Annotated in this window: 28 protein-coding genes; 18 read left to right on the top strand and 10 right to left on the bottom strand. The window is 44.0% G+C overall.

Annotation, left to right across the window (positions count from 1 at the left end):
- Genes G395_RS0107040 through G395_RS0107030 form a run of 3 tightly spaced genes read left to right on the top strand, consistent with a single transcriptional unit; the run spans nucleotide 1 to nucleotide 1297 of the window.
- Complete coding sequence (locus tag G395_RS0107040; RefSeq protein WP_026629409.1) at nucleotides 1-519, top strand: NADH-quinone oxidoreductase subunit J family protein; 519 nt, start codon at nucleotides 1-3, stop codon at nucleotides 517-519.
- Nucleotides 516-827, top strand: a complete 312-nt coding sequence (gene nuoK, locus G395_RS0107035) for an NADH-quinone oxidoreductase subunit NuoK (RefSeq protein ID WP_026629408.1) — start codon at nucleotides 516-518, stop codon at nucleotides 825-827. The genes G395_RS0107040 and nuoK overlap by 4 nt, the downstream gene beginning before the upstream one ends.
- Before the next feature lie 23 nt (nucleotides 828-850).
- Nucleotides 851-1297 (top strand): DMT family transporter, encoded by a 447-nt coding sequence (locus G395_RS0107030; protein ID WP_026629407.1) that lies wholly within the window; start codon nucleotides 851-853, stop codon nucleotides 1295-1297.
- Nucleotides 1298-1348: 51 nt separating this feature from the next.
- Here the strand turns inward: G395_RS0107030 and G395_RS0107025 are convergent, their stop codons facing one another.
- Both G395_RS0107025 and G395_RS0107020 read right to left on the bottom strand, forming a co-directional pair.
- Nucleotides 1349-1864 carry a DUF6265 family protein gene (locus G395_RS0107025; RefSeq protein WP_229204066.1) on the bottom strand — a complete coding sequence of 172 codons (516 nt, stop codon included), beginning with the start codon at nucleotides 1862-1864 and terminating at the stop codon, nucleotides 1349-1351.
- A gap of 129 nt (nucleotides 1865-1993) precedes the next feature.
- Entirely contained in the window at nucleotides 1994-3886 is a 1893-nt protein-coding gene (locus G395_RS0107020; protein WP_026629405.1) for an amidophosphoribosyltransferase, read from the bottom strand.
- A gap of 225 nt (nucleotides 3887-4111) precedes the next feature.
- On the opposite strand from G395_RS0107020, the gene recO reads away from it, so the two are divergent.
- Together recO and G395_RS0107010 are read left to right on the top strand one after the other, a co-directional pair.
- On the top strand, nucleotides 4112-4807 hold the full coding sequence (gene recO, locus G395_RS0107015; protein ID WP_026629404.1) for a DNA repair protein RecO: 696 nt from the start codon (nucleotides 4112-4114) through the stop codon (nucleotides 4805-4807).
- Between the two features lie 68 nt (nucleotides 4808-4875).
- Nucleotides 4876-5577, top strand: a complete 702-nt coding sequence (locus tag G395_RS0107010) for a hypothetical protein (protein ID WP_026629403.1) — start codon at nucleotides 4876-4878, stop codon at nucleotides 5575-5577.
- 357 nt (nucleotides 5578-5934) lie between these two features.
- Here G395_RS0107010 and lptB read toward each other — a convergent pair whose 3' ends face one another.
- Complete coding sequence (gene lptB, locus G395_RS0107005; protein ID WP_026629402.1) at nucleotides 5935-6666, bottom strand: LPS export ABC transporter ATP-binding protein; 732 nt, start codon at nucleotides 6664-6666, stop codon at nucleotides 5935-5937.
- A 38-nt stretch (nucleotides 6667-6704) separates the two neighbouring features.
- On the bottom strand, nucleotides 6705-8417 hold the full coding sequence (gene recJ / locus G395_RS0107000; protein WP_026629401.1) for a single-stranded-DNA-specific exonuclease RecJ: 1713 nt from the start codon (nucleotides 8415-8417) through the stop codon (nucleotides 6705-6707).
- 119 nt (nucleotides 8418-8536) lie between these two features.
- Between recJ and ruvX the strand changes: the two genes are divergently transcribed.
- Genes ruvX through G395_RS0106985 form a run of 3 tightly spaced genes read left to right on the top strand, consistent with a single transcriptional unit; the run spans nucleotide 8537 to nucleotide 10416 of the window.
- Nucleotides 8537-8950, top strand: a complete 414-nt coding sequence (gene ruvX / locus G395_RS0106995) for a Holliday junction resolvase RuvX (RefSeq protein ID WP_026629400.1) — start codon at nucleotides 8537-8539, stop codon at nucleotides 8948-8950.
- Nucleotides 8951-9000: 50 nt separating this feature from the next.
- Entirely contained in the window at nucleotides 9001-9585 is a 585-nt protein-coding gene (gene def / locus G395_RS0106990; protein WP_026629399.1) for a peptide deformylase, read from the top strand.
- A 33-nt stretch (nucleotides 9586-9618) separates the two neighbouring features.
- Nucleotides 9619-10416 (top strand): amidohydrolase, encoded by a 798-nt coding sequence (locus tag G395_RS0106985; RefSeq protein ID WP_026629398.1) that lies wholly within the window; start codon nucleotides 9619-9621, stop codon nucleotides 10414-10416.
- A 25-nt stretch (nucleotides 10417-10441) separates the two neighbouring features.
- On the opposite strand, the gene gatC is transcribed toward G395_RS0106985, so the two are convergent.
- On the bottom strand, nucleotides 10442-10729 hold the full coding sequence (gene gatC, locus G395_RS0106980) for an Asp-tRNA(Asn)/Glu-tRNA(Gln) amidotransferase subunit GatC (protein WP_026629397.1): 288 nt from the start codon (nucleotides 10727-10729) through the stop codon (nucleotides 10442-10444).
- A 619-nt stretch (nucleotides 10730-11348) separates the two neighbouring features.
- Here gatC and G395_RS0106970 point away from each other — a divergent pair.
- From G395_RS0106970 to G395_RS0106940, 6 genes are all read left to right on the top strand, one after another.
- Nucleotides 11349-12188 carry a MotA/TolQ/ExbB proton channel family protein gene (locus tag G395_RS0106970; protein ID WP_026629396.1) on the top strand — a complete coding sequence of 280 codons (840 nt, stop codon included), beginning with the start codon at nucleotides 11349-11351 and terminating at the stop codon, nucleotides 12186-12188.
- A 61-nt stretch (nucleotides 12189-12249) separates the two neighbouring features.
- On the top strand, nucleotides 12250-12864 hold the full coding sequence (locus G395_RS0106965) for an ExbD/TolR family protein (protein ID WP_026629395.1): 615 nt from the start codon (nucleotides 12250-12252) through the stop codon (nucleotides 12862-12864).
- A gap of 36 nt (nucleotides 12865-12900) precedes the next feature.
- Nucleotides 12901-13482 (top strand): ExbD/TolR family protein, encoded by a 582-nt coding sequence (locus G395_RS0106960; RefSeq protein WP_026629394.1) that lies wholly within the window; start codon nucleotides 12901-12903, stop codon nucleotides 13480-13482.
- 29 nt (nucleotides 13483-13511) lie between these two features.
- Nucleotides 13512-14336: an energy transducer TonB gene (locus G395_RS0106955; protein ID WP_026629393.1), complete on the top strand. Its 825-nt coding sequence runs from the start codon at nucleotides 13512-13514 to the stop codon at nucleotides 14334-14336.
- Between the two features lie 221 nt (nucleotides 14337-14557).
- Complete coding sequence (locus tag G395_RS0106945; protein ID WP_035360594.1) at nucleotides 14558-15511, top strand: PstS family phosphate ABC transporter substrate-binding protein; 954 nt, start codon at nucleotides 14558-14560, stop codon at nucleotides 15509-15511.
- 90 nt (nucleotides 15512-15601) lie between these two features.
- A complete protein-coding gene (locus tag G395_RS0106940; RefSeq protein WP_229204064.1) occupies nucleotides 15602-17365 on the top strand; it encodes a tetratricopeptide repeat protein in 1764 nt (587 codons plus the stop codon).
- 74 nt (nucleotides 17366-17439) lie between these two features.
- Here G395_RS0106940 and G395_RS32680 read toward each other — a convergent pair whose 3' ends face one another.
- Nucleotides 17440-17646 (bottom strand): hypothetical protein, encoded by a 207-nt coding sequence (locus G395_RS32680; RefSeq protein WP_084439472.1) that lies wholly within the window; start codon nucleotides 17644-17646, stop codon nucleotides 17440-17442.
- Between the two features lie 213 nt (nucleotides 17647-17859).
- Between G395_RS32680 and G395_RS0106935 the strand changes: the two genes are divergently transcribed.
- On the top strand, nucleotides 17860-19155 hold the full coding sequence (locus G395_RS0106935) for a BatD family protein (RefSeq protein WP_229204062.1): 1296 nt from the start codon (nucleotides 17860-17862) through the stop codon (nucleotides 19153-19155).
- A gap of 6 nt (nucleotides 19156-19161) precedes the next feature.
- The gene (gene aroC / locus G395_RS0106930) at nucleotides 19162-20241 is read left to right on the top strand and encodes a chorismate synthase (RefSeq protein ID WP_026629388.1); all 1080 of its coding nucleotides are present in this window, start codon (nucleotides 19162-19164) and stop codon (nucleotides 20239-20241) included.
- Here the strand turns inward: aroC and G395_RS32020 are convergent.
- The 3 genes from G395_RS32020 to G395_RS0106915 all read right to left on the bottom strand — a co-directional run bounded on the left by G395_RS32020 (nucleotide 20238) and on the right by G395_RS0106915 (nucleotide 22921).
- On the bottom strand, nucleotides 20238-20432 hold the full coding sequence (locus tag G395_RS32020; RefSeq protein ID WP_157486599.1) for a hypothetical protein: 195 nt from the start codon (nucleotides 20430-20432) through the stop codon (nucleotides 20238-20240). The two genes, aroC and G395_RS32020, sit on opposite strands and share 4 nt — an antisense overlap.
- A 126-nt stretch (nucleotides 20433-20558) precedes the next feature.
- Nucleotides 20559-21905: a Gfo/Idh/MocA family protein gene (locus G395_RS0106920; RefSeq protein WP_026629387.1), complete on the bottom strand. Its 1347-nt coding sequence runs from the start codon at nucleotides 21903-21905 to the stop codon at nucleotides 20559-20561.
- Between the two features lie 29 nt (nucleotides 21906-21934).
- A complete protein-coding gene (locus G395_RS0106915; protein WP_026629386.1) occupies nucleotides 21935-22921 on the bottom strand; it encodes a formylglycine-generating enzyme family protein in 987 nt (328 codons plus the stop codon).
- A 138-nt stretch (nucleotides 22922-23059) separates the two neighbouring features.
- Between G395_RS0106915 and G395_RS0106910 the strand changes: the two genes are divergently transcribed.
- Both G395_RS0106910 and G395_RS0106905 read left to right on the top strand, forming a co-directional pair.
- Nucleotides 23060-24976 (top strand): ABC-F family ATP-binding cassette domain-containing protein, encoded by a 1917-nt coding sequence (locus tag G395_RS0106910; protein WP_026629385.1) that lies wholly within the window; start codon nucleotides 23060-23062, stop codon nucleotides 24974-24976.
- 51 nt (nucleotides 24977-25027) lie between these two features.
- Nucleotides 25028-25657 (top strand): DedA family protein, encoded by a 630-nt coding sequence (locus G395_RS0106905; protein ID WP_026629384.1) that lies wholly within the window; start codon nucleotides 25028-25030, stop codon nucleotides 25655-25657.
- A gap of 3 nt (nucleotides 25658-25660) precedes the next feature.
- Here the strand turns inward: G395_RS0106905 and G395_RS0106900 are convergent, their stop codons facing one another.
- The gene (locus tag G395_RS0106900) at nucleotides 25661-26185 is read right to left on the bottom strand and encodes a gamma carbonic anhydrase family protein (RefSeq protein WP_026629383.1); all 525 of its coding nucleotides are present in this window, start codon (nucleotides 26183-26185) and stop codon (nucleotides 25661-25663) included.
- Nucleotides 26186-26261: the final 76 nt, after the last annotated feature.

The raw sequence follows: 26261 nt of genomic DNA, 5'->3' as shown, positions 1-26261 counted from the left end.
ATGGAAATTGCAGCATTTTATGGGTTTTCACTTCTCGCAATCATTGCTGCGCTTTTTATATTATTTTCCAAAAACCTCATTTATGGTGCATTTGCACTGTTCCTGGCTTTCTTAGGCGTTGCAGCATTATACATTCTGGCCGGCGCGGACTTCCTGGGCGTAACACAGATCATGATTTACGTTGGCGGGATCCTGGTTCTATTGATCTTCGGGATCATGCTTACGAAGAAAAAGAAAAGCGACGATTCGCAGCATCATAATCGTGTTGAAATCCTGCTGAGTCGTGAAGTATGGGGGTTTTTGCTCGGTGCAGGCGTTTTTGTGATGCTCGTGAAAATCATTTCGTCCGCAAATTTCAAGATGACTGGCAATCTGATCAGCAGCCGGTCCACCATTAAGACGATTGGCGTGGAACTCATGACCAGCCATCTGCTCCCGTTCGAAATCGCTGCTATTTTATTACTGGTTGCCTTGGTTGGCGCTGCCTATCTCGCTATGAACCGTAATCCTGCGCCATGACCTCCATTCCGTTACAACATTTTCTTATCGTTGCTGCCGCACTTTTTTGCATTGGTCTTGCTATTGCTGTCACTAAACGACATTTTATCGGCATATTGCTTGGGATCGAGTTAATGCTAAATGCAGTGAATATCAATCTGGTAGCATTCAGTCAGTATGATCCGGAACGGTTGAGCGGGCAGCTTTTTGCGCTTTTTGTTATTGTGGTGGCTGCGGCTGAAGTGGCTATTGCGCTGGCGATAATCCTACGCGTTTACGGTCATTATCAAACGGTTGACCCGGACGAAGTGGATGAACTGAAGAAGTAAATTTGTATTGAAACATTTGTTGCATGCACTGGATTTTCCTCTTTTTAGCTTTCTTGATTGGTATCAGCAACGCGGTTCAGTCCGGCGTGAATGTGCAATTGCGTGAGTCGTTCAACAACCCGATTTTAGCGGCATTAACATCCTTTTTCGTAGGCTTTGTAGTGCTGTTGATTGCATTTGCCTGTTTTAATCAAAATCCCATTCCCAGCATCGCAGATATTAAGCAGGTTTCTTGGACAAGGTTTATGGGAGGCGTTTTAGGCGCTTTTTATGTGCTTACCGTAATTTTTATTGTCAGAAATATCGGTCCTGCCAATATGATCTGCCTGGTTGTAGCTGGCCAGATGATCGCCGCCATTGCCATTGATCATTATGGTCTGCAAGGATTTGCAGTGCATCCGATCACATTACCGCGCATTGCCGGAGCTATTTTGTTAGTTGCTGGCGTTTACCTGATTTTGAAAAACTAAAAAAAGCGATCCGTTTCCGAATCGCTTTAAGAAGTGTTATAAATCAGCTAATTAAGGAACTCTTGTAAATACAAAAAGATCCATAAAAACCCATTTGTTATCCTCCAATTTCCCGCGCTGAATAACCAGTTGGTTCTGCGAGCGTCTTTCGTAAATGATCCGCACAGAAACGTCGTCTTTCTCAAATAATGCCTGATTCTTTTTGGCTTCGATGAAATTGTAAGTGTCGGAAACGTTTTTTTCTTCCAATGCAATGAGCCCTGGCTTGAAATGTTTCACGCGTGCGATCGGTCCTTTTTCGCCTGGTTCGAATGCAAATACTTCATATAGAGCAGGTTTATCATCCTTAATCATGCGAATGTAACCCATAATGTTGTTTCCCTCGGGAGCTGTCCAGCCAGCTTCAATAGGGCCGCCGTTGTAAGTGCCTTTCCAATGTCCTTCCAGAAAACTGAGGTCATTAAGGCTGCCGGTGGTGGTTTGTGCGTTTGCAAAATTTGTAAGCACGCAAAGGGCAAAAAGTAGGGAACACGCTTTCAGCAATGTCATTTTAGTAGATTGCATCATTAGGATTTAGGTTTAATAATTTCGGATCAGACATTCTCCGGAGGTTCTAATTTCTATAAAAATAGCTGAAATACAAAAAAAGAGCCGTTGCAAATGTGCAACGGCTCTTTCAACTTCTATATTTTATACTTAATAAGCTCTTTCCAATTTTCCTTCATGTGAATTGGCGAATGCTTTGTTAACCACTTTGTTGCCGCCTAATGTTGGATAATTTCCGGTAAAATACCAGTCTCCCAAATGTTGCGGACAAGCCTTATGTAAATTCTCAACAGTCTGGAACACAACGGAAAGCTCGGCATTCAAATCTTTCGGACGAATGATCTCAGCAATTTTGTTTGAAATTTCCTGATCTGTAAAAGGCTCGTAAAGTGCCTTTACAAAGTTGGTATGATATGGATTTTTAGTTGCGATAGAAGTTACACTGTGCATGTAAGTATCTTCCAGCAAATATTCCAGATCACGTTCTTCAAGCAATTTGAGCACTGCCCTGAAAGCAACAAAATCCTTCATTTTCGACATGTCAATTCCATAGCAATCCGGGAAACGGATCTGCGGAGCGGATGATGCCACAACAATTTTCTTCGGACTTAACCGGTCGAGCATTGTCAGAATGCTCTTTTCAAGCGTTGTTCCGCGAACAATGGAGTCGTCGATAATCACAACCGTGTCCACATTCTTGCGAACCACTTCAAATGTGGTGTCATAAACGCTGGAAACCATATCGTCACGCAAAGCATCAGCAGTAATGAACGTCCGCGACTTCACATCTTTGGTTACCAGTTTCTCAATTCTTGGTCTGAAAGAAAGCACTTTTTCAAGGTCGGCTTCGAAGAGGATGCCTTCCATAATAGCTTGCTTACGTTTTTTAGCAAGATATTCTTCCAAACCTTCAATCATTCCCAAAAATGCCGTTTCAGCCGTATTTGGAATGTAAGAGAAGATTGTATTTTCAAGATCGTAATTGACCTCTTTCAGTATTTGCGGAATTAAAAGCTTGCCTAATTGCTTGCGTTCGTTGTAAATATCCGGATCGGTTCCGCGAGAGAAATAGATCCTTTCAAAGCTGCAAGAGCGTTTTTCAAGCTGTGGTAATATCGGGAACTCATTGTATTCGCCATTTTTATCAACGATCAATGCTGAGCCTGGCGTAATCTCCTGAATCTGATTGTAATCAACATTAAATGCTGCCTTAATCGCTTGTTTTTCAGAAGCTACAACAACCACTTCATCATCTGCATAATAGAATGCAGGACGAATTCCGGCTGGATCACGGATCACGAATGAAGCGCCATAGCCAGTTAGTCCGCACATGGCGTAACCTCCGTCAAAGTCCCTGCACGATCTGTAAAGCAGGCGTGGCAGGTCGATATTCTCTTCTATAACGTCGGAAAGTGTCGGATTTTCGTAAATTCCTTTGAAGCGTTCGAACACTCTTTGGTTCTCTTCATCTAGGAAATGTCCTATTTTCTCCATCACTGTCACAGTATCCACTTTTTCTTTCGGATGCTGGCCAAGCGACACAAGTTTGCCGAAGAGCTCGTCCACATTGGTCATGTTGAAATTCCCCGCCATGACCAGGTTGCGGCTTCTCCAGTTGCTCTGGCGCAGCATAGGGTGACAGTTTTCGACTTCATTGGAACCGTGCGTCCCGTAACGCAAATGACCCAGCCAAACCTCGCCTGTAAAAGCCAGGTTTTCCTGCAACCATTTGCCATCATTGGCGCGGTCTCTGTGGTTCTTTAAACCCTTACGGAATTTCTTGTGGATTTTGGAGAAAATATCCGTAAGTGGCTGAGGCTCTACGGATCTATATCTGCTGATGTATCGTTTCCCGGGTGGGACATCTATCTTGATATTGGCTACTCCGGCTCCATCCTGTCCCCGGTTTACCTGCTTTTCCATCATTACCGAAAGCTTGTGGACTGCGTATAGCGGTGTCTCGTACTTGTCGATGTAATATTGATAAGGCTTTCTAAGACGGATAAGTGCTATGCCGCACTCATGCTTAATGGCGTCGCTCATATGAAGAGTTATGCGTTAGAAATATTATTATTTGCTATATGCAAATTGTATTCCCTGAATAATAACTTAACGAATTTATATTCTAAAATAGTTCGTTATGCGTCGCAAAGGTACAAATCCTTTGGCTTAAAAAACTTCAAATTCTCCGAATTTTACAAGCCGGTTTTTGTGTGCAATTCTTTAATGGAAAGATAACTATTTTTGACCAAAAGGCCAGCTAATTATATGTTACATAAAACGCGAGGTGTCGCCCTGAGTTATATCCGTTACCGTGAATCTTCCATCATTGCGAAGATTTATACGGAAGGCTTTGGCATTCAGACATATATAGTGAACGGCGTCAGAAGCAGTAAATCGCGTAACAACCGGATTGCCTTATTTCAGCCGCTGACGTTGCTGGATATGGTGGTTTATCATAAGAATAAGGAGGATACCATGCATCGAATTTCGGAGATGAAATGTTATATGCCTTTTCAGACGCTGCCTTATGATGTTGTGAAATCAAGCCTGGCGCTTTTTGTTACGGAAATGTTGGGCAAAACATTGAAAGAGGAGGAAAGCAACCCCATGCTTTTCCACTTTATTGAGGAATCTGTCCTGTTTCTGGACGAAGCCGAAAATACATTTGAAAATTTTCACATACAGTTTTTGATCCAGCTTGCTTCATTTCTTGGATTTGGGATAGAAACTGTGGATGATCTCGAAAGTGAGTTGAAAAACAACCATTTCCCACACATGCCCGACGCCATCGAGCGGGACGCAACATTGCGTTTGGTAGGCGGTGCGTACGGCGCAAATGTCCCATTAGACCGGAAGCGACGGATCATGATTTTGGAAAAGCTTATCTTTTTCTTCAAAATACATATGGAAGCATTGGGGGAAATCAAATCGCTGGAAGTTTTGCGGGAGGTTTTGAAGTAGGGCAGGGCGCCGGGCCGGGTGGCATAATTTTGATAACGTATATTGCATATCAAAAATCTAAACAACCCATGAAACATTTACTGACAGCCACATTTGTTCTTGCTTCCCTCATCGGATTTGCTCAGGTCCCAAAAGGCGCGTGGAAATCTCAGGAGCCGACAGGCAGTGCTTCAACGCTCATTGTTGCTGATAATTACCTCGCGATTGCTTCCTATAGTATTGGCAATAAATATTTTGAAAGAACCGAAGGCGGGCCATTTACCATGAGTGGTGACCAGATGACATACACGCCGGAATTCAATTCTGCGGATTCATTGAAAATTGGTATCCCCATCGTTTTTACCGTAACAGTAAAAGATGATATCCTTACCTTAAAGTATGAGGAAGCCATGGTTTGGATGCGTGTCGATGATGCAACTTCCGCGCCGATGGCAGGTGCATGGCACATTACCGAAAGAGCAGGTCCACAGGGTGAAATGGTGAAAATTCATCAGGAAGGAACCCGGAAAACACTGAAATTACTATCGGCTACAAGGTTTCAATGGTTCGCCATTGATCCGGGCGTGAAAGGCTTTTACGCAACAGGCGGAGGCACTTATACGGTAAAGAATGGTAAATACACTGAAAAAATCCAGTTTTTCTCCAAAGACAACAACCGGGTTGGCTCGTCTCTGACATTTGATCACAAGCTGGAAAATGGTCGATGGGATCATAGCGGTAAAAGCAGCGAAGGAAAGCCGATCCACGAAATTTGGGAAAAGATTCAATAAGCTACTCCCGGACGCTATAATTTAGATCTGTTCAAAATAATTTTTGGCTTTTGTTTGAATGATTCTAAATAGCGCTTACATTTGTTACACATTAATAGTAAACGATGAGCGCTTTTACATTGAATGATCCTGCGGACTGTGCAGTTGGAGAAGTAACTTGGATGAAATCATTCAGCGAGAATACGGAATGTGTATTCAAAAAGTGCTGTGAGAAATATAAAAAGAAGGGGAAGCACTGTAAAAAGTGTCCTAAAAAATAATAACTGCGGGATCTGAAAAGAGCCCAAACAGTTCATGGTGAATAATTATAAGAGAGGGAATGCCGTGAAGCGTTCCCTTTTCTATGTGTAATGCTTGCTAGATTTTGCGCTTCAACTCGAAGTTCTGCCCCAGGTAAACGCGCCTTACCACTTCGTCCTCTGCCAGGTCCTCGGCACTTCCTTGCTTCAATATTTTTCCCTCAAACAATAAATAAGCCCGGTCTGTGATCGACAACGTCTCGTTTACATTGTGATCGGTGATGAGGATGCCGATGTTTTTGTGTTTCAATTTGGCCACAATGCTTTGGATATCCTCCACCGCAATGGGGTCAACGCCTGCGAACGGTTCGTCGAGCAGGATAAATTTCGGGTCCACTGCCAGTGCGCGGGCGATTTCGGTCCGGCGGCGTTCACCTCCCGAAAGCACCATTCCTTTACTTTTCCGCACATGCGTCAGGTGAAACTCTTCCAGCAGTTCTTCCACTTTTTGTCTTTGATCAGCGCGGGAAAGATCCGTCATTTCCAGCACAGCACGAATGTTTTCCTCAACCGTCAATGATCGGAAAACAGAGGCTTCCTGCGCCAGATAGCCCAGGCCCAGGCGCGCACGCTTGTACATAGGAAGGCTCGTAATGTCCTTATCGTCCAGGTAAACTTTTCCGCTGTTGGGTTTAACCAATCCTACGGCCATGTAAAAAGAGGTGGTTTTGCCAGCACCATTCGGCCCAAGCAAACCTACAATTTCGCCCTGCTCAACCTGATAGCTTACATTGTTGTTGACAAGACGAACCCCGTATTTTTTTACAAGGTTTTCGGTTCTTAATATCATGTTTTATTTCTATTTCAATGGCTGAGTGGAAAATCCGGTCAAAGCAGTTTAATGTCTTTCAAAGACAGTTGTAACGTTTTTTTATCACGAAAGTTATTTTCTTCGAGGCAGTAGGCAATCGAGAATGGCTTTCCGTTAACCAGATCCGGATAAAAGTGCGCCATACCGAACCCGATGGCGGTAAATATTCCTGAGTTATTTTGCTTCACATCAAATTTTAAATGCTTCTCCTTCATGATCGTAGGCCTGCCAGCCAGTGAAACATTGCGCGACTCAAAGATAGGCGTCATGTTACCAGGACCGAAAGGGCCCATCTGCCGGAGAATGTTATAAAATTTAGGCGTGATCACATCTAGTTCGAGCAACATATCGATATTGATCATCGGGATCAGCTGATCGGGTAAGATACGGCTGCTTACAATGTCGTTGAAACGCGTTTTGAACGCTTCTACATTTTGCAAAGGCAATGTAAGCCCGGCTGCAAAAGTATGCCCTCCATATTGTTCCAAAAGGTCCGCACATTCCTCAATGGCTTCATACACATCAAATCCCGGAACCGACCGTGCGGAACCGGCAGCTTTTCCGTGTGATTGGGTCAAAATAATGGTAGGCCGGTGGTATTTTTCAATGCACCGGCTTGCTACAATTCCGATCACGCCTTTATGCCAGTCTTCCTTATATAATACGGTACTTTTTGCAGTCGTAAACCAATCGTCGTTTTCGATCATATAAAGCGCCTGTTCCGTGATGCTGGTATCGAAGGTTCGTCGCTCGCTGTTGTGCTTGTTAATCTCGTGTGCGAAATCAGCGGCTTCTTCGTGCTCTTCGCAAAGCAGAAGCCTCACCGCTTCTTTGGCATGCTTAATCCGTCCGGCAGCATTAATTCGGGGCCCCAGTCCGAAAACCACATTGGTAATGTCCAGCACACCATTCAATCCGGCGATCTGGATCAATGCTTTAACGCCACATCTTGGTGCAGCATTTAATCTTTGCAAACCATAATATGCCAAAATCCGGTTTTCACCCGTGATGGGCACAATGTCCGAGGCAATGCTGATGACCAGCAGATCCAGGTGATCAAATAATTCCGTTGGATCTATTTCATTATCTATACAAAAGGCTTGCAGCAATTTAAATCCAACGCCGCAGCCTGTGAGTTCTTTATAAGGATATGCGCAATCGTCTCTTTTTGGGTCGAGGACAGCAATAGCAGGCGGCAGTTCAGAACCGGGCCGGTGGTGATCGCAAATAATGAAGTCGATGCCTCTTTCTTTGGCAGCAGTAACTTTATCAACCGATTTTACCCCGCAATCCAATGTAACAATGAGTGAAAAGCCGTTTTCATGTGCCCAGTCAATGCTTTGCCAGGAAACGCCGTATCCTTCTTCGTATCGGTCGGGAATGTAATAATCGAGATTAGGATATATTTTTTTCAAAAAACCGTAGAACAACGCGACGGAAGTGGTGCCGTCCACATCATAATCGCCGTAAACCAATATTTTCTCGCCATTTCGGATGGCATCATTGAGCCTGCTGACGGCCGCGTACATGTCCTGCATTAAGAACGGATCATGTAAATGCGCAAGGTCGGGGCGGAAAAAGTTTCGGGATTGCTCAAAATCAAGGATGCCACGTTGTACCAAAAGAGTAGCCAGCGACGGGCTTACTTTTAACGATTCAGCCAGTTCCAGGACAATGTGTGTTTGTTCAGAAGTAAATTCAGGGTTGTGTATCCAGCGCTTTTCAATCATGAAACAAAGATAATCGGATTCTGTGATGCGTGTATCAAAATCTATATTGAGCCCGCACTATCAGGAAAAGCTAATTGAAACGTCTTATCTTTGCAAGCAATTAACATTCTTTAAGATAAATGCCGCGTCTCCTGGCGATTGATTATGGTGCTAAACGCACCGGTATTGCTGTCACAGATCCTTTGCAGATCATTGCGACTGCCCTTGATACGGTCAGGACGCATGACCTAACGGAGTTTTTAAAGAAATACGCAGCCAGTGAGCCAATCGAAGCATTTATAGTAGGAATGCCGAAAAGGCTTGATAATACGGAAAGTGAGAATGCGGCAAGAGTAACCGCATTCATCAAAATTCTGAAAAAAACATTTCCGGAGATTCCCGTACACACACACGATGAAAGGTTCACATCGTCGATGGCCTTGCAATCCATGATCGCGTCTGGCTCGAAAAAGAGCGAGCGACGCGAAAAGGGCAACATTGATAAAATAAGCGCCACGATCATTCTCCAGTCTTATATGGAAAGCAAAAGGTGAGCGGACAAACAAAGGTTACATTATATTACAACGAATAAAGTCGCATTACAATGATTTATCCCATCGTAGCATACGGAGATCCGATCCTGAGAAAACCAACCCAATTCATTGAAAAAGACCAGCTTGATCTGAAAAAACTTTCAGAAGATATGTTTGAGACCATGCATGGTGCAAATGGGGTAGGGCTGGCAGCACCGCAGATCGGCATGAATATCCGTGTTTTCGTCGTGGACGCAACGCCGTTCAGTGAAAAAGACGATGACGACGATGACGAGCCGGATCTTTCATTGGCTGATTTCAAAAAAACGTTCATTAACCCTGAAATCCTGGAAGAGGATGGTAAAGAATGGGCATTTGAAGAAGGCTGTCTGAGCATTCCGGGTATCCGTGGCGATGTGTATCGCCCCGAGCGTGTGAAAATCCGTTACCGCGATACGGATTGGAACGAATACACAGAAGAATACACAGGAATGGCCGCCAGGATCATTCAGCACGAGTACGACCATTTGTTAGGCAAACTTTTCGTCGATTACCTGCCAACATTGAAAAAGCAATTGATCAAAAGGAAACTGGCCGACATTACAAAAGGCAATGTAGACTCAGATTACCGCATGCGTTTTCCGGGCCGGAAATAATTGCATTAACATCAGCCAGAAAGTCTTGTCAGCATGGAAGCAGAACAGCTTAAGGAAACATTATCGGTAGCTTTAATTCAAACCGACCTGTTTTGGGAAAACACGACTGCTAACCTGGCAACGCTTGAAGAAAAAATTGCAACGCTGTCGGGGCCGGCTGATATCATCGTGCTTCCGGAGATGTTCAACTCCGGTTTCACAATGAACACCGCGGCCGCCGAGCCCATGAACTTCACCACCACGCGCTGGATGAAGCAAATGGCTGCACAAGCTAACGCGCTGGTCATCGGAAGCTTCGCTGTAAAAAAAGAAGGGAGGTTCTACAATCGGTTAATGTGCGTTGCTCCCGATGGTTCCTATATATTTAATGATAAGAAGCATCTTTTCAGTTTTGGAAATGAGCATCTTACCTATACATCCGGGAAATCCAGGCTGATCATTAGTCACAAGGGCTGGAAAATTTGCCCACTGGTTTGCTACGATCTCCGGTTTCCCGTTTGGAGCCGTAATATGGCTTCCGATCCTTACGACATCCTTATATATGTAGCGAATTGGCCGGCCAGGCGTGCGCATGCCTGGAATACATTATTAAAAGCCCGCGCTATTGAAAACCAAAGCTATGTGGTAGGCGTGAACCGCGTCGGTTCGGATGCGAATGGGCTAATTTACCAAGGAGATTCGGTTGCGCTCGATTATCTGGGAGAGCCGCTGAGTATGCTGGCAAATGCGGAAACTGAAAAGATCGTCAGTTTCCATAAAGGTGATCTTGATGCCTATCGTGTCGCTTTTCCAGCACTGAATGATGCCGACGATTTTCAGATAAATTGGTGAGCACACGGACAAAGTGTCCTATAAGTTACTCAATCACCTTCGGGACCATTATATAGGAAGCATTTTTTGCCGGTGCATTTGCCAGCGCATCTTCGCGGGTCATCGTGTTCACACCCACATCTTCGCGCCAGTTGTTCACTTCGCTAAGGATATGAGTCAGAGGTTCCACGCCATCCGTATCCACCTCATTCAGCTGCTCCATCCACGTCAATACCGAGTCCATACTCTTTAAAATGCCTTCTTCTTCCTCTGGTTTTATCTCCAAACGGGCCAGGTGGGCTATTTTTTTAAGAGACTCCTTGTCAATTTTCATGATGTTATGAATTTGTTAAGTTACTGTCGGGTATTGAAACGGATGTCAAAATTACCTGATTTTTGCGATTCTGTTTTCCGTGGTGACAAATTATTCGGGAACTGTAAGCATTGACGATGGAAACCGGTGTCTTGCTTCTGTTGTTTTAGTAAAATTTGCCCTAGCACATAAAATAGGGCTTATCCGAAATTTAAAATTGTTGTTTAACTAATAGTAGGAGAAAAATAATATTTGCTTTTCTACCGGAATGTTGGAATATTTTGAAATACAATTCGCAGCTTTGAAAAACATGTTCGCAGCGATCATTGTAAAGAGTACAATTATGTATAAGTTTGAATTTAGATTGCATTTAGTTCTGAATCAGTACAAAATCGAGAATAACTAAGAAAATTAAACGTGCGGGTTTCTTTAAATTATGCAATTTGTACGTGCTATGTCAAAAATTTCGGGAAAAAAACTGACGAAATGCTTGCTTTTTTTTAAAAGGAAAACTCATACTTTTGTAGAAGGCTAATATCTAAAACGCAATCAAAATTTTATTTTACCAAATCCAGTTTTAACCAAAAGTTTTATTTAATTCACAACCAAAATCTCAATTTAACCTTTAAAAGTAAGTCTGATGGAAAAGAAAGCTACAAGTCCGGCACCAGCTCCAAAGCCTGCTGCGGCAGCAACAAAAGGCAAAGGCGGTTTGAACCCGGCATTGGTAATCCCTCTACTATTTGCGATTGCATTGGCAGTTTACATTTTTGTTCTGGGAGCTCCCGAACACTTTAAAGATGGCGATCACGCAAAAGGCCCAATCGATGGTGATTACTACGGAATCGTTTACAAAGGAGGTCCTATCGTACCAATTTTGATGACTTGTTTCCTGATCGTATTAACATTTACAATCGAGCGTTTGATCACTTTGAACAAAGCTCAAGGTTCTGGAAGCATCGATGCATTCGTTGTGAAGCTGAGAGGTCTTCTTGACAAAAACCAAATCGAAGAGGCAATTAAAGAATGTGACAGACAAAAAGGTTCTGTTGGTAACGTTATCAAAGCCGGTCTTTTGAAATATAAGCAATTGACTACCGAGACTGCACTTGACAAAGAGCAGAAACTGGCAGCGCTTCAGAAAGAAATCGAAGAAGCAACTACGCTTGAACTTCCAATGCTTCAGAAAAACCTTACGATTATCGCAACACTTGCAGGTGCATCAACACTTTTGGCACTTCTTGGAACGGTAATCGGTATGATCAAAGCCTTCGCGGCTCTTGGTACATCAGGTTCTCCTGACTCCGCTGCTCTTGCAACAGGTATCTCTGAGGCCCTTATTAATACGGCACTTGGTATCGGTACTTCTGCGATCGCAACGATCTCATACGCTTACTTGAACAGCCGTGTTGACGACCTTACTTATAGCATTGATGAAATCGGCCTAAGCCTTCAGTCAAACTTTGCTACACATTATTAATAGTTTTTTGAACTATTAATATGAAAGTTTCGTTAATATACAAAAAACTTATATATTTGCTATGGGAAAGGTAAGACCTAAGAAGCATGCGCCGCATACAGATATGACAGCGATGACTGACGTAGCGTTCTTACTACTGACGTTCTTTATCATGACGGCAACTTTTAAGTCGAATGAAGCGGAGATTACAACACCCTCTTCCATTTCGCAGATTAAAGTTCCTGATGATGACATTATGGTCATTAGTATTGACAAAGCGGGCAAAGTGTTCTTTGGAGTGGATGCAAAACCGGTGAGAGCAGCAATGCTTGAAAACATTGGTCAATCAAAAGGGATCACGTTCACTGAGACTGAGAAAGCAAAATTTGCATTGCAATCAAGCTTTGGATTTCCATTGAACCAATTGAAACCTTGGTTGAACATGTCGAAGGAGCAAATGCCGGAAGTGAAGCAACCAGGTATCCCGGTTGACTCTACGGGGGCAAGTGAACTGGCTGACTGGGTTTATGCAGCTCGTAAGGCTAATAGTCAATTGAGGATCGCTTTGAAAGGTGACAATCTTTCCAAGTTCCCGGTTTTCAAAGACGTGTTGTCTAACTTACAGTCGCAGAACATCAACAAGTTCAACCTGATCACAGGTAGCGAACAAGCGCCTGCCGGCTACACGAACGATTAATTTTAATTAAAGAGATCATTTTAATAAGAAGAGAAAATGGCAGCAATTGAAGAATCCGGTGGTGGTGGGCATGGCAAAGGTGACGGTAAGGTTCGGGGCAAAAAGATGTCTACCCGTGTAGACATGACGCCAATGGTGGACTTGGGATTCTTGCTTATCACGTTTTTCATGCTAGCAACAACTATGTCGAAGCCGACATCTATGACGCTGGCTGTGCCTGATAAGACGGATGAAAAAGACCAGGAAAAAACTGAACCGCTAAAAGCGTCAAAAGTGTTGACCCTGTTCATGGGAGCCAACGACGATGTTTATTATCTGGATGGAGTAGCTGCGGATGACGATAAGGCAGAAGCATCTTTGAAAACAACCCGCTATGGGTTCGATTTGAGGAGTGTGATTTTCAACTCTGCTAAGCGTATCAATGCTGCAAATCCTAAGGATGAAAAAGGAAACGATCCTTTTGTTGTGGTAATCAAGCCAACGCCGGTTTCAACCTATAAGAACATGGTTGACGTATTGGATGAAATGGCCATTACCAAATCAAAGAGATATGCACTTGTAGAGACTCTGACAGATTCGGAGAAAAAGCTCTTGGGTGACAAAATCGTAGAAAAATAACAATTTAATCAAATCAAATTCAAAGCGCCATGGCAGAAATAGGCCCGAATGCTACACTGGATGATATAGTGTTTGCTGATCGAAATAAGGCGTACGGAGCATTTTCACTTCGTCGGGGCTATCGTGCCGATGTGACGAAGGCTACCATAATCGGAGCGGCTCTCTTTGTTCTTGCAATGTTTACACCGTCAATTATTAATAAACTGTCGGCTGGCGAGGAAGAAGAAGTAGCAATGGTTGAGGTGGATTTAATGAAAATACCACCGCCGCCAATTGATCCGGCAGAACCACCACCGCCACCACCGCCGCCGGTTGAACAACCGAAGGTGAATACGGTGAAGTTCTTGCCTCCTGAGGTTAAAAAGGATGAAGAAGTGCCTGAAGAGGTGCCACCACCAACAGTAGAAGAAATTAAGGAAGCTGTTGTTGCGGATAAAACAGTTGAAGGAGATCCTAACGCGAACGAGATCATTGTTGCTCCCGAAGCAGTTGCGGCACCAAGCAAAGGAACAGTTGTAGAAGCAGCGCCAGAACCGGAAAAGGTTTTTACCGTTGTTGAGCAGCAGCCTGAGTTTCCAGGTGGTACGGCTGAAATGTACAAGTATTTGGGTAAAAATATCAAATACCCAAGTGCAGCTTCACGTGCCAACGTTTCAGGAAGGGTGTTTATGTCATTCGTAGTAAACACGGATGGTAGTATTCAAGATGTGGCTGTATTAAAAGGACTTGGTTTTGGTTGCGATGAAGAAGCTATCCGTGTTGTGAAAGCAATGCCGAAGTGGAAACCAGGTAAGCAGTCAGGACGTGCGGTTCGTGTTAAATACAACTTGCCAATCAATTTCCAGCTGGAGTAACTCATGAGGGAAAAACCATTGCATGAGAAGATCGGTGATCTAACCTCTGTGTTAATGGCTCTGACATACATAGGAGGAGGGGTCTTTTTAGTCCTCTCCTCCTTGTCTTTTAGGTTGTTACCTGTTGGCAGTCTGGCAAGGAATGCTTTCGCTGGCACACTTATTTTGTACGGAGTTTACAGAGGTTACAGGGTTTGGAGAAGAAGAAATCAAAAAGAACTATGAAATTTTGGTCAGCCGGAATAATGCTCGGCACATCAGTAGTGTTTCTGAGCTTGCTAGGTTGCGGTGGTTCTAATGGTGATCTTGATAACCCAAGGCAGGGAACAATTACCGTTGCCTCCGATGAGTCTTTCAAACCATTGGTAGACGCACTTACCAATGCATATGAAGGCATTTATCCGAATACGCATTTCAAGTTGAATTATAAGCCTGAGCAAGAGGCCATCCGCCAGTTTTTACAAGACAGCGCACGGATCATCTTCTCAACAAGGCAATTGAATGAAAAAGAAACGGAGATCATCAAGAAACAGAAAGGATCTCACAAGTTCCAGCATATCGCTACGGACGGTCTTGCATTGGTTATCAGTAAATCGAATGCTGACAGCCTGATTACGATGCCGGAAATCAAGGCGATCCTGGAAGGTAAGATTACGGACTGGTCTCAGTTGAATGGTGGAAACCAAAAGGGTTTGATTACACTGGTTTTCGATAATGCTAATGCGAGTAACCTTAATTTCGTTCTCAACAAATTTGGGATTACTGATATTCAACGTTTGCGTATCATTTCAGCAGGTTCAAATGAGAATGTAATCAAAGCAGTTAGAACCAACCCATTGAATCTGGGGTTTATAGGTGTCAGCTGGATTTCGGACGGACATTCATTGGCTTCGGAAGAACTTTCAAAGGGGATCCATGTTATGGGCGTTGCACAAAAAGCGACGGATTCTTTGTCCAATTACATTCAGCCTTTTCAGGATGGACTTGAATTTAAAAGATATCCCCTCCACCGGGATTTATATATCATCAGCCGTGAAGGATATTCGGGATTGGGAGGCGGACTAATGACCTATATTGCACGGGATGTAGGAGGTTTAATAATTCAAAAAATGGGCTTATTGCCAACTGTACCTTACCCCAGGGAGCTTGAAATAACCACGGGGAAGAATTTTTAAGAAGTGTAATACAATTTAAGATTTGGGACTTGTTATTGGAAAGCCAAATTTTTTATCATTATTTTAACCGGGTAAAAAATGAACAGAAACATGAGAATGAAATTAGTAGCACTGGTAATTGGTTTATTAGCGTTTGTTAATTTACACGCACAAACGACGCAGGATGGCTTAGCATTGATCAACGGAGAACGTTACAATGAAGCAGGCGATTTATTCAAAAAACTTGCAGAAACAACGCCTTCTGCAGATAACCAGTATTACCTTGGTTATTACTATATAAAAACCAATCAACTGGACGAAGCGCAAAAAGCCTTTGATAAAGGTCTTACGCTGGATGATAAATCCTATTTGAATAAAGTAGGTCAGGGCACAGTCGCTCTTGCAAAAGGAGAAAAAGCAAAAGCGAAAGAGCTTTTTGACGAAGCAGAGAAGAAAAAGAAAAAAGATGCTGAGGTTCTTTTCAGAATAGGCGAGGCTTACACGCTTTTCGAGAAAAACAACGATCCTGCTGAGGCAATCAGATTGCTCGACGAAGCTGTTAAAAGAGATAAAAATCTCGCTGACGCCTATCTTGCAAAAGGTGATGCATTAATGTTACGTAATGAAGGCGGTGCTGCCGTAACTGCTTATGAATATGCTTTGACAGCAAAACCGAACTACGCAACTGCTCACAACGCGATCGGTCAGATTTACCTTCGTGGTAAAAACTACAACCTGGCGCTTGAAAACTATAAAAAGGCAATTGAAGCAGATCCTAACTTTGCGCCGGCATACAAAGACCTTGCGGAGTTGTACTTCTTAGCTCAGAAATACAAACAAGCTGCTGAAAACTTCGATTTGTATATCCAGAAAAGCGGAACTACTGATCCTGAAATGAAATTGCGTGCTGCTCAGTTTGCATTTACAGCTGACGATTATGCGAAATCATTGCAACTGCTTGAAGAGATCAAAGGGAAAATCAACAACCCGATCACATTGCGTATGTACGGCTGGTCTAACTTCAAGACTAACAAGCCTGACGAAGCTATCCAGAACTTGACGGAATTCATCAAAATTGCTCCGGATAAAGTAATTGGAGATGACTACAAATATCTGGGTCGTGCATATAATCAGAAAGTAACAGACGGAAAAGGATATGACTCGACCGGTGTTGCTTACATTTTGAAAGGTGCTGATATGGATACGAGCAAAGCAGAAGCTGCAACTGCATACAAAGAAGTTGCTGCCCTGTATTATGCCGCGAAAGATTTCCCGAACGCTGCTGCAACATTTGAAAAAGGTATCGCATTGGATACTGCAAAAGCAAGCGCGAATGACTACTACTACACAGGTTTGTCTAACTTCCAGATGGCAACTGCAAAAGTGCTTCCAACTGCGGCAGATTCAAACTATGCAGACAGCGCGAAGATTTCTATGGAAAGACGTGCATTGTTCCTGAAAGCAGATTCGATATTCGCGACTGTTACTCAGAAACTTCCTGACTGGCCATATGGATACTATTGGAGAGCAAGTGCGCTTTACAATGCGTATGACAGACAGGAAAATGTTGACAAAGGAATTTCTCAACCTTACTATTTGAAATTGACTGAATTAGCTGAGAAGGATCCAGATCCAAGCAAATACAAGTCTTATTTGAAATTGGCATACGGCTATCTTGCATTCCACGCTCAAACTACATTGAAAGACGAAGCAAAGGCAAAGGAATATTGGGAGAAACTTTTAAAGGTTGATCCGGATAACATATCTGCAAAAGAAGCATTAGGATTAGCTACGCCAACAGCCGAAACGCAGCCTGCAGCAGGCGCAAAAGCTGGTGCTAAAACAAAAGCAGCCGCAACGCCGAAGAAAAAATAATTTGGTTAGGTTATAATGAAAGAAGCCGCTTGGATATCCAAGCGGCTTCTTTCATTATAAAAATAAAAAAAATGCTAACCTAATGATGACAGGCGCGCAAAACAAGTATTGAGTACTGGTAAATGTACCGTCCCGTAATTATCGTAACACCATTGTCTTAATCTTTTCACCTCGGCAGGCATCAACATACGGATTGCTTTTCTAAGCTCTTTTTCAAACAATCTGCGGTCGAAACTAACTTTCTGCAGAATAATTTTTATGTATTCAAGCATGGAGGCCATAGTATTATGTAATTTTGTGGTTTAGGGAAGTGAATAATATGCATCAGAATTAAATCTAAAACCTCTGAGAGCGGCAATTCCTAATAAAGTTAACGAAAATATTTAATGAAATTATATGCGTTATTAAATATTATTTTGTGTTTTTCTGGTACGCTTTTGGCCCAGACTATTAATGACACCTCTACCATTGAACTAGGATCCAAAAATTTATCATTGGATCAGCCTTTCCTCATATCGGTTGTGCTGCGCGATGCAGAAACGAGGCCAGCGGTTATTTTTCCGGAGATAAACGGGCTGGAAAAAAGAAGCAAGTCAGCAACCAGTGCCATCAGCACAGTAGATGGCAAGAAAGTGGTCATACAAACCATCACACAGGAATACTTCGCAGCTAAGCCAGGAAATTATCTTATTCCCGCGTTCGTAATCACAGTCAACAGCCATAAATTAAAATCAGAAGAGACAATGGTTGTCTTTTCTCAGCAAGCAAGCCCGGGAGACGCTGTTTCCGTAGGCGTAAGCCCTACTTTTGAGGCAGATGTGGAAGATACAGGCGACGGGATCTTCCTGTCCGTCCAGACGGATAAAAAGGCGGTCTTCATTAGGGAAGGATTTGCGTTGCGCATTTCACTATACATTGGTGAAAATGCGCCGGTACAAATGGAGTTTTACCGGTTCAATGAACAATTACAATCTATCCTCAAACAGTTAAGGCCAGCGAATTGCTGGGAGGAGAATGTGGGCATTGAGGAAATCGTCAAACGCCGTATCACGATCAAAGGCCGTCGGTATACGGAATATAACATGTACCAGGCCCGGCTTTTCCCGATTACAACCGAAGACATTGTGTTTCCTTCAATCGCGTTGCAAATGCTTGTTATCGATAACAGCAAGGCAGTAAATGTGGAGAGGAAAGTGGTGAGGTCGTTCAGATCCAACAAAGCGGCTATTGTCGTTCGCCAGTTGCCGGATCATCCGTTAAGGGATCAGGTTGCGGTTGGTCAATATGCATTAAAGGAAAATCTGTCCAGCACCCTCGTTTATCCGGGCGAGAGTGTGCGTTACATGTTCAAGGTGGAAGGCGTTGGGAACATTGCTGCTATTCCGGCACCAACGATCCAATCTAACTCTACATTTGACATTTATCCGCCGGAAGTAAGTCAAATCATTAAAAGAAGCTACCAAAGTGTGGTAGGGGAGAAAACTTTCGATTACTTTGTTGTTCCCAGAAAGGACGGGGACTTTCCGTTAGGACGGTATTTTCAATGGGTGTATTTCAATTCGTCAAAAGCAAAATATGATACATTGCGGTCCGCAAAAATGCTTTCTGTGAAAGGCGAGGACTACAAGCTTGCCAACTTATCATTGAGCGGCTCTTCCGGGCTGTACGACAACCTGGAAAGCCTTGATAGCAGCAAAGATTCGATAGATTATAAAAAGATTTTAAAAGACATCACCAACGGCATAGTGATTCTGCTATTGATCGCAATGGTTTGGGTATTCAGAAAGTAAATTTTAATGGGAAGTACATACGGTAAGATATTTAAAATAGCCACATTCGGCGAGTCGCACGGAGCGGGCATTGGTGTTATCATAGAAGGATGCCCGGCAGGCGTGAATTTCGACTCGAATTTCATTCAAAGCGAGTTGACCAGGCGCAAGCCAGGACAGTCGCGGATTACGACACAACGGAAGGAAGCAGACGAATTTGAAGTGCTATCGGGAGTGTTTGAAGGCAAAACAACCGGCACACCTATTGCTTTGATCATCCGGAATGAAGATCAGCGCAGCAAAGACTATTCGCACATTGCTGCCCAGTTCCGTCCGTCTCATGCCGATTACACTTACCAGGTAAAATATGGTGTTCGCGATTATAGAGGTGGCGGAAGAAGCTCGGCAAGGGAAACGGCGGCACGCGTGGCTGCCGGTGCGCTGGCTAAGCTGCTATTAGCAAACCTGGGTGTGAACATTCAATCTTATGTTTCACAAGTGGGAACGTTGAAGCTTAATAAGTCTTACCAGGAACTGGATTTATCTTTAACGGAAAGTAATGCAGTCCGCTGCCCTGACCCCGAAATGGCGCAGCAAATGTTCGATTATATTGACTCCGTGAGAAAACAGGGAGATTCGGTGGGTGGCGTTGTAAATTGCGTCATTACAGGCGTTCCGGCTGGCTGGGGTGAGCCTGTGTTCGACAAGCTGCATGCAGAGATGGGAAAAGCGATGTTAAGCATTAATGCGGTTAAAGGATTCGAGTATGGCAGCGGCTTCGAGGGTGTGACACTGCTCGGTTCACAGCATAATGATGCGTTTTATATAGATGATGAAGAAAAAGTGCATACACGCACAAATCATTCCGGTGGTGTGCAGGGTGGCATTTCTAATGGCGAAGACATTTATTTCCGTGTAGCATTTAAGCCGGTGGCAACCATTATGCAGGATCAGGAAAGCATTGATCAGCACGGAGATGTTGCGATTGTACAGGGAAAAGGTCGTCACGATCCTTGTGTGGTTCCACGCGCGGTTCCTATTGTTGAAGCAATGGCGGCTTTGGTTCTGGCAGATTTTTATCTCCGTAACCGGTCCAGTAAAATTTAAATCTTATTACGTTTTCGCCTCTGGTTCAGGCTTAAAACCAGCCAGATTGTTCCTACAAATTCAATAGCGAGAGCGGTGAGGATAACGGGATTGCTGAATTTGGGTTGATCCGATCTAAGTGTGGCACCAACCGCAAGCAAAAACATGCCGGTTAGCAGAATGAGCACAGCGTTTCTCAGGCTAAGTTTCACTGATGATATCGTTGGTACAACATTAGAATTCCATCATATGGACATTCCTACTCCAATTTAGAAAATCTATCACAACTTACAAACAAAAAAGGGCTCCTAAGAGCCCTTTTTTGTTTGTATCTGAACTTAAATAACCTGCGTCTTACCAGGAACCGCAACCGGATAAAGTCCGTCAGGACCCGGAAGGATTTTTGGAGAAGCATCCCAGGCCAGTTTGTCCGGGAATAGGTTAATGTCTGAATTGAACGCCTCGTCCCATTTGATCATCTTGCCCGAATAAGTGGCCATACGACCCATAATGGCTGTCATTGTGCTTTTTGCGCCATTTTCTGCGTCAGCAAATTTATATTCACCTTTTGCAATGGCAGCAAATAGCTCGTCGTGCTCAACCTGATACGGGTTTTTATCTCCTTTATCGTCGTGCTGGTAAATCACGCCGCCTTTGTAGTCTTTCAAAATGGTTTTCTTACCGTCGAAGCTGTCAATTCGGCCTTTTGTTCCTACGAAAGCCTCGTCAACTTTGTTCCAGGTGCCCTCAAACTGACGGCATTGACTCGAAATAACGGTTCCATCCGCGTAAACAAGGTCCAGTGTATGGTGATCGAAAATCTCTCCATAAGCCTTTCCGGTACGCACTTCACGACCGCCGGTTCCTTGGATTGACACCGGATAACCCTTTTTCACCCAGTTAGCGACGTCAATGTTGTGCACGTGCTGCTCGGAAATGTGGTCACCGCAAAGCCAGTTGAAATAATACCAGTTTCTCATTTGGTATTCCATTTCCGTCTGGTTTGGCTGGCGTTCCTTCATCCAGGGGCTGCTGCCTACCCAGTAAACTTGCCCGCCTACAATATCACCAATTGCACCGTCATGAATGCGTTTGATCGCAGCCAGATAATTGGCCTGGTAATGGCGTTGGAGACCAACGACCACATTCAATTTCTTTTTCTTAGCTTCTTCGGCTATTTCAAGCACTTTACGAATTCCCGGAGCATCTGTAGCAACCGGCTTTTCCATGAAAATGTGCTTGTTGTTCTTCACCGCTTCTTCAAAATGCGAAGGACGGAAGCCCGGAGGAGTCGCCAGGATGACAACGTCCACGTCTTTCAAAGCAATGGCTTTTTTGAATGCATCGAAACCTACGAACTTGCGGTCCTCAGGAACATCTACTTTCAATTTTGTATCCACAACCGTTCCTGCTGCATTTTTGTATTTCTTAGCAGTAAGGTTTTTGTAAGATTCATCCAGACGGTCCTTAAAAGCATCAGCCATCGCAACGATCTGCACATTTTGCGTTGTGCTCAATGCCTGCGCAGCCGCACCCGTTCCTCTTCCTCCGCAACCGATCAAAGCAACTTTGATCGTCTCATCCACCGCACTGTTAAAGCCATATCCGCGAACCGGATTCAGCATTGCACCGCCCGCTGCAAACAGGCCGGTTGCTTTTAGAAAATCACGTCTATTTTGTTCCATTACTTTTACGTTAAGAGTTTAATATGATCTCAATAATCTTCAATCAATTTTGGGCTGTAATAAGCATTTATCTCTTCCTGAGACGGTTGTTTCAGTGGCCTAACCACCCTGAAACCAACAAATGATGCACTTGTCATCCACCACTCGCTTTTTGGAAGCTGCGGATCCAGGATCTTCCATTCCGGTTTTGAAGCCGTGCGGGCCGCGCTGCGCAAGTCGGCAGGCTCATCGTCCCACGAACCACCGCGAACGGCCGTTGGATAAAGCTCGGTAACCGAAGCATATTTTTCTCCCGCAGGTTGTTTTGCATAATAATCCGGAATGTATTGATCCAATGTCCACTCCATCACATTGCCATGCATATCATGCAAGCCGAAGGCATTGGGTTTTTTCAATCCGATTTTCTTGTAAGCAGCATCACTGTTTTTACGATGCCATGCATATTCGTCTAATTTAGATTCGTCGGCTCCAAATGAGTACGCTGTTTTCGAACCTGCGCGGCAGGCGTATTCCCACTCAGCCTCAGTTGGTAATCTGTAAAAAACACCGGTTTTCTCGTAGAGCCATTTGCAAAAATGAATGGCTGCATATTGGGTCATGTTAATCGCCGGATATCCGGATCTTCCCATACCGAACGACATATCTACATAGGGAGGACTCGGGCGGGTGCTGGCATCAGTCTTTTGAACACTTTTGTCGGGATCAGGGTGACGTGCTGCCATTTCCTTTTCCATGTTTTTGAAAGCGTAAAGGTCATATATGTCCCAGTTCACTTCAGTTTTGCCCATCCAGAAGGGCTCGATCTTCACTTTGTGCTGAGGGCCTTCGTCCGGTCTGCGACCTTTTTCGGAATCAGGGCTTCCCATCATAAACTCGCCGCCAGGAATCGCGACCATATCGTAGACTTGCGGGCTACCTCCTATTTTTTGCGTATAATTCTTAAAATTAGGGTCTTGTGCTGCTGCGGTGAAACAAATGAAAACGGTTGAGAATAGGAATAAAAATTGCTTGGACATGATTTAAAATGTGTTCTATGGAACCATATAACTAAATATAAAGAGCAATATTATGCTATTTACCCTTTCAAAACGAATTTTTTCTTTGTTGTTTGAGATCTGTCCTACCTTTGTAGGAATTGAATTTTACTTTGGATCATGAATTACCTTTCAGCAGAAAATATAGCAAAGTCATTTGGCGATCAGTGGCTTTTTAAAAACATCAATTTTGGAATCAGCAGGGGCGACAAGGTTGCACTCATAGGAACGAACGGAACGGGCAAGACCACTTTTCTGAACATTCTGACGGGTAAAATCCCGGCAGATGAAGGAGAAGTAAGCATTCGGAAAGATATTCGGGTGGGTTACCTGGATCAAAGCCCGGCTTTTGATGAAAGCCTTTCGGTGATTGACGTAATTTTTTCTTCCAACAATCCTGTGGCCCAAGTTGTTAAGCGCTACGAGCATGCCATTGAAACCGACAACCACGACGAACTTGCCGAAGTGATGGAGGATATGGACAAGTTCAATGCCTGGGATTTTGAATATCGGACCAAGGAAATCCTGGGACGTCTTGGCATTCATCATACCGAGAATCTTTTCGGAACATTATCCGGCGGACAGCGGAAGCGTGTGGCTATGGCGAAAGTCTTGCTGGAAGATCCGGATTTATTAATCCTGGATGAGCCTACCAACCATTTGGACCTGGACACGGTAGAATGGTTGGAAAATTACCTTAACACGTCCAATACAACGCTTTTGGTGGTAACGCACGACCGCTATTTCCTGGACACAGTTTGTAACCAAATGCTTGAACTGGACCACGGCTCAGCATATCCCTATAAAGGAAACTACACTTACTTCCTCGAAAAAAAGGCGGAACGAGAAGAAATGGAGGCAGCGGGCATTGATAAGGCGCGCAACTTAATGCGTAAAGAACTGGACTGGATCCGCCGTCAGCCTAAAGCACGCGGGACGAAGGCAAAATATCGTGTGGATGCATTTGAAGAATTGAAGGAAAAGGCAAGCCAGAAGAAGTTTGATACACAAATGGAGCTGAATGTCCGCACTTCGAGGCTGGGCAGCAAGATCATTGAGCTCGAAAATGTGAGCAAAGGATTTGGTGAAAGACAATTGATCAAAAACTTCGAATACACATTCAGGAAAGGCGACCGCATTGGAATCGTAGGCCAGAACGGGATGGGCAAGTCGACGCTCCTGAACATGATCACGGGCGAATTAATGCCGGATAAAGGTCAGATTGTAAAAGGAGAAACGGTTCAGTTTGGTTACTATAAGCAGTCTGATCTCGTTTTTAATGAGAATCAGCGGGTGATTGACATTGTTAAAGATGTTGCGGAGGTGGTGCAGCTGGGAACCGGCGAGACGGTTACGGTCGGACATTTGTTACAGGCTTTCCTGTTTTCGCCATCCAAACAATACGATTTTATCTCAAAACTAAGCGGTGGTGAAAAACGCAGGCTGCAGCTGCTCCTGATATTGATCAAACAGCCCAACTTCCTGATCCTGGATGAGCCGACGAATGATCTGGACATTGCGAGTTTGAATGTTTTGGAAGAGTTCTTGTTAAATTTCCCAGGGTGCCTGGTAATCGTTTCTCACGACAGATATTTCCTCGACAGGCTTGTACAACACATTTTTGTTTTTGAAGGGGAAGGGAAGATTAGTGATTTTCCGGGAAATTATACGGAGCTGCGTGAATATCAGGATGAACAGGAAGCGGAGAAAAAAGCTTCGGGAGGCAATGCTAATGCAGGCAAAAGCAATACAACCCACGTAATTCAACCCGTGAAGGAAACGGCAGCGCCCGTAGCGCCAACACCCGTTGCAGCTGCATCGCCAAAGCGCAAGCTGAGCTACAAAGAGCAGAAGGAAATGGAGCAGCTGGAAGCTGATATAGCCAAAATGGAAGAGCAGAAAACGGTTTTAGTTGCCAAATTGCACGCTGGTGGATCACACGCAGAATTAGCACAATGGTCTAAGCAAATCGAGGAATTAACCGAAAGTCAGGCTGATAAGGAGATGCGCTGGCTTGAACTATCTGAAAATGCTTAAATTTGGCAGCATTGTGATCCTCTGTTCCGATTAGCCGTTTAAATCCGCATTATGAATTCAATCACCGAATTTTTTCAATATATCCTTAATTCCGAAGAGTTAATCCGCACAGGCGGTCTGCTGGTCATCACGTTTATTGTCTTTGCTGAAAACGGCCTCTTCTTCGCTTTCTTCCTGCCCGGCGATTATTTGGTTTTCCTTGCAGGCGTTTTTTGCGGGACCGGCATTTTGAAAGTTCCCATTGGCATTTTGCTTTTGTGTTTGTTCACAGCCGCGGTAGTAGGCTCGCTGGTGGGATATATTTTTGGAAAATACTTCGGTGATATGTTCGAAAACAGGCCGGATTCATTCTTTTTCAAGAAAAAACACATTGAAACAACGCGGAAATATTTCGATAAATATGGAAGCAGAACATTGATTATCAGTCGTTTTCTTCCGATAGTCCGCACTTTTGCACCAATTTTAGCGGGCCTGGTAAAAATGACGGTTCCTGCGTTTATGATCAACAATGTTGCCGGCGGCGCAATCTGGATCGGGACATTAACGGGTGGCGGTTATCTCTTCGGCGAGCGCTTTCCGTGGATCGTTGACTATGTGCAGTACATTATCATTTTCTTTCTCGCGATCACCACATTCACCGTGATCAAAGGATACCTGAACGCAAGAAAGGAAATGGGTTAATGCTCATTCCCTTTCTTCTTCGCGAAACCAGCCTGAATATGTAATGTAATTATTGGCCGTCCGGTCAATAGCAGCATTCAGCTCCGTGGATACATCTTTCAGATATTTTGCCGGGTTACCCGCGTAAATTGTCCCCGGTGGGACTTTTGTTCCCTGTGTGACAATAGCGCCGGCAGCAACAATGGACCCGGTGCCGATCACAGCCCCATCCATTACAATGGCGCCCATCCCGATCAGCACGTGATCCTCGATCGTGCAACCGTGTACAATTGCATTGTGCGCAACCGACACATAACTGCCGATAGTGGTCGCAAAACGCTGATAAGTACAGTGAATTACAGCGCCATCCTGGATATTGGAATAATCGCCAATGCGAATGCTGTTCACATCACCGCGCACCACAGCATTAAACCAAACCGTGCAATGGCTGCCCATCACCACATCTCCCACAACAGTCGCGTTTTCAGCAAGCCAGCACGCTTCCCCGAAAGTGGGATCAAAGCCTCGCACAGATTTTATATACGGCATATCTTTCTTTTTTCGATTTGTGTAAAATAGGTAAACGAATCCTTCCTTTTGTTGAATCTGACAAAATTGTTGCTAA

The organism is Dyadobacter alkalitolerans DSM 23607 (assembly GCF_000428845.1).
GTDB classification, from domain to species: Bacteria; Bacteroidota; Bacteroidia; order Cytophagales; family Spirosomataceae; genus Dyadobacter; species Dyadobacter alkalitolerans.
The sequence above is the reverse complement of the archived record's forward strand: the minus strand, read 5'-3'. Positions and strand labels throughout refer to the sequence as shown.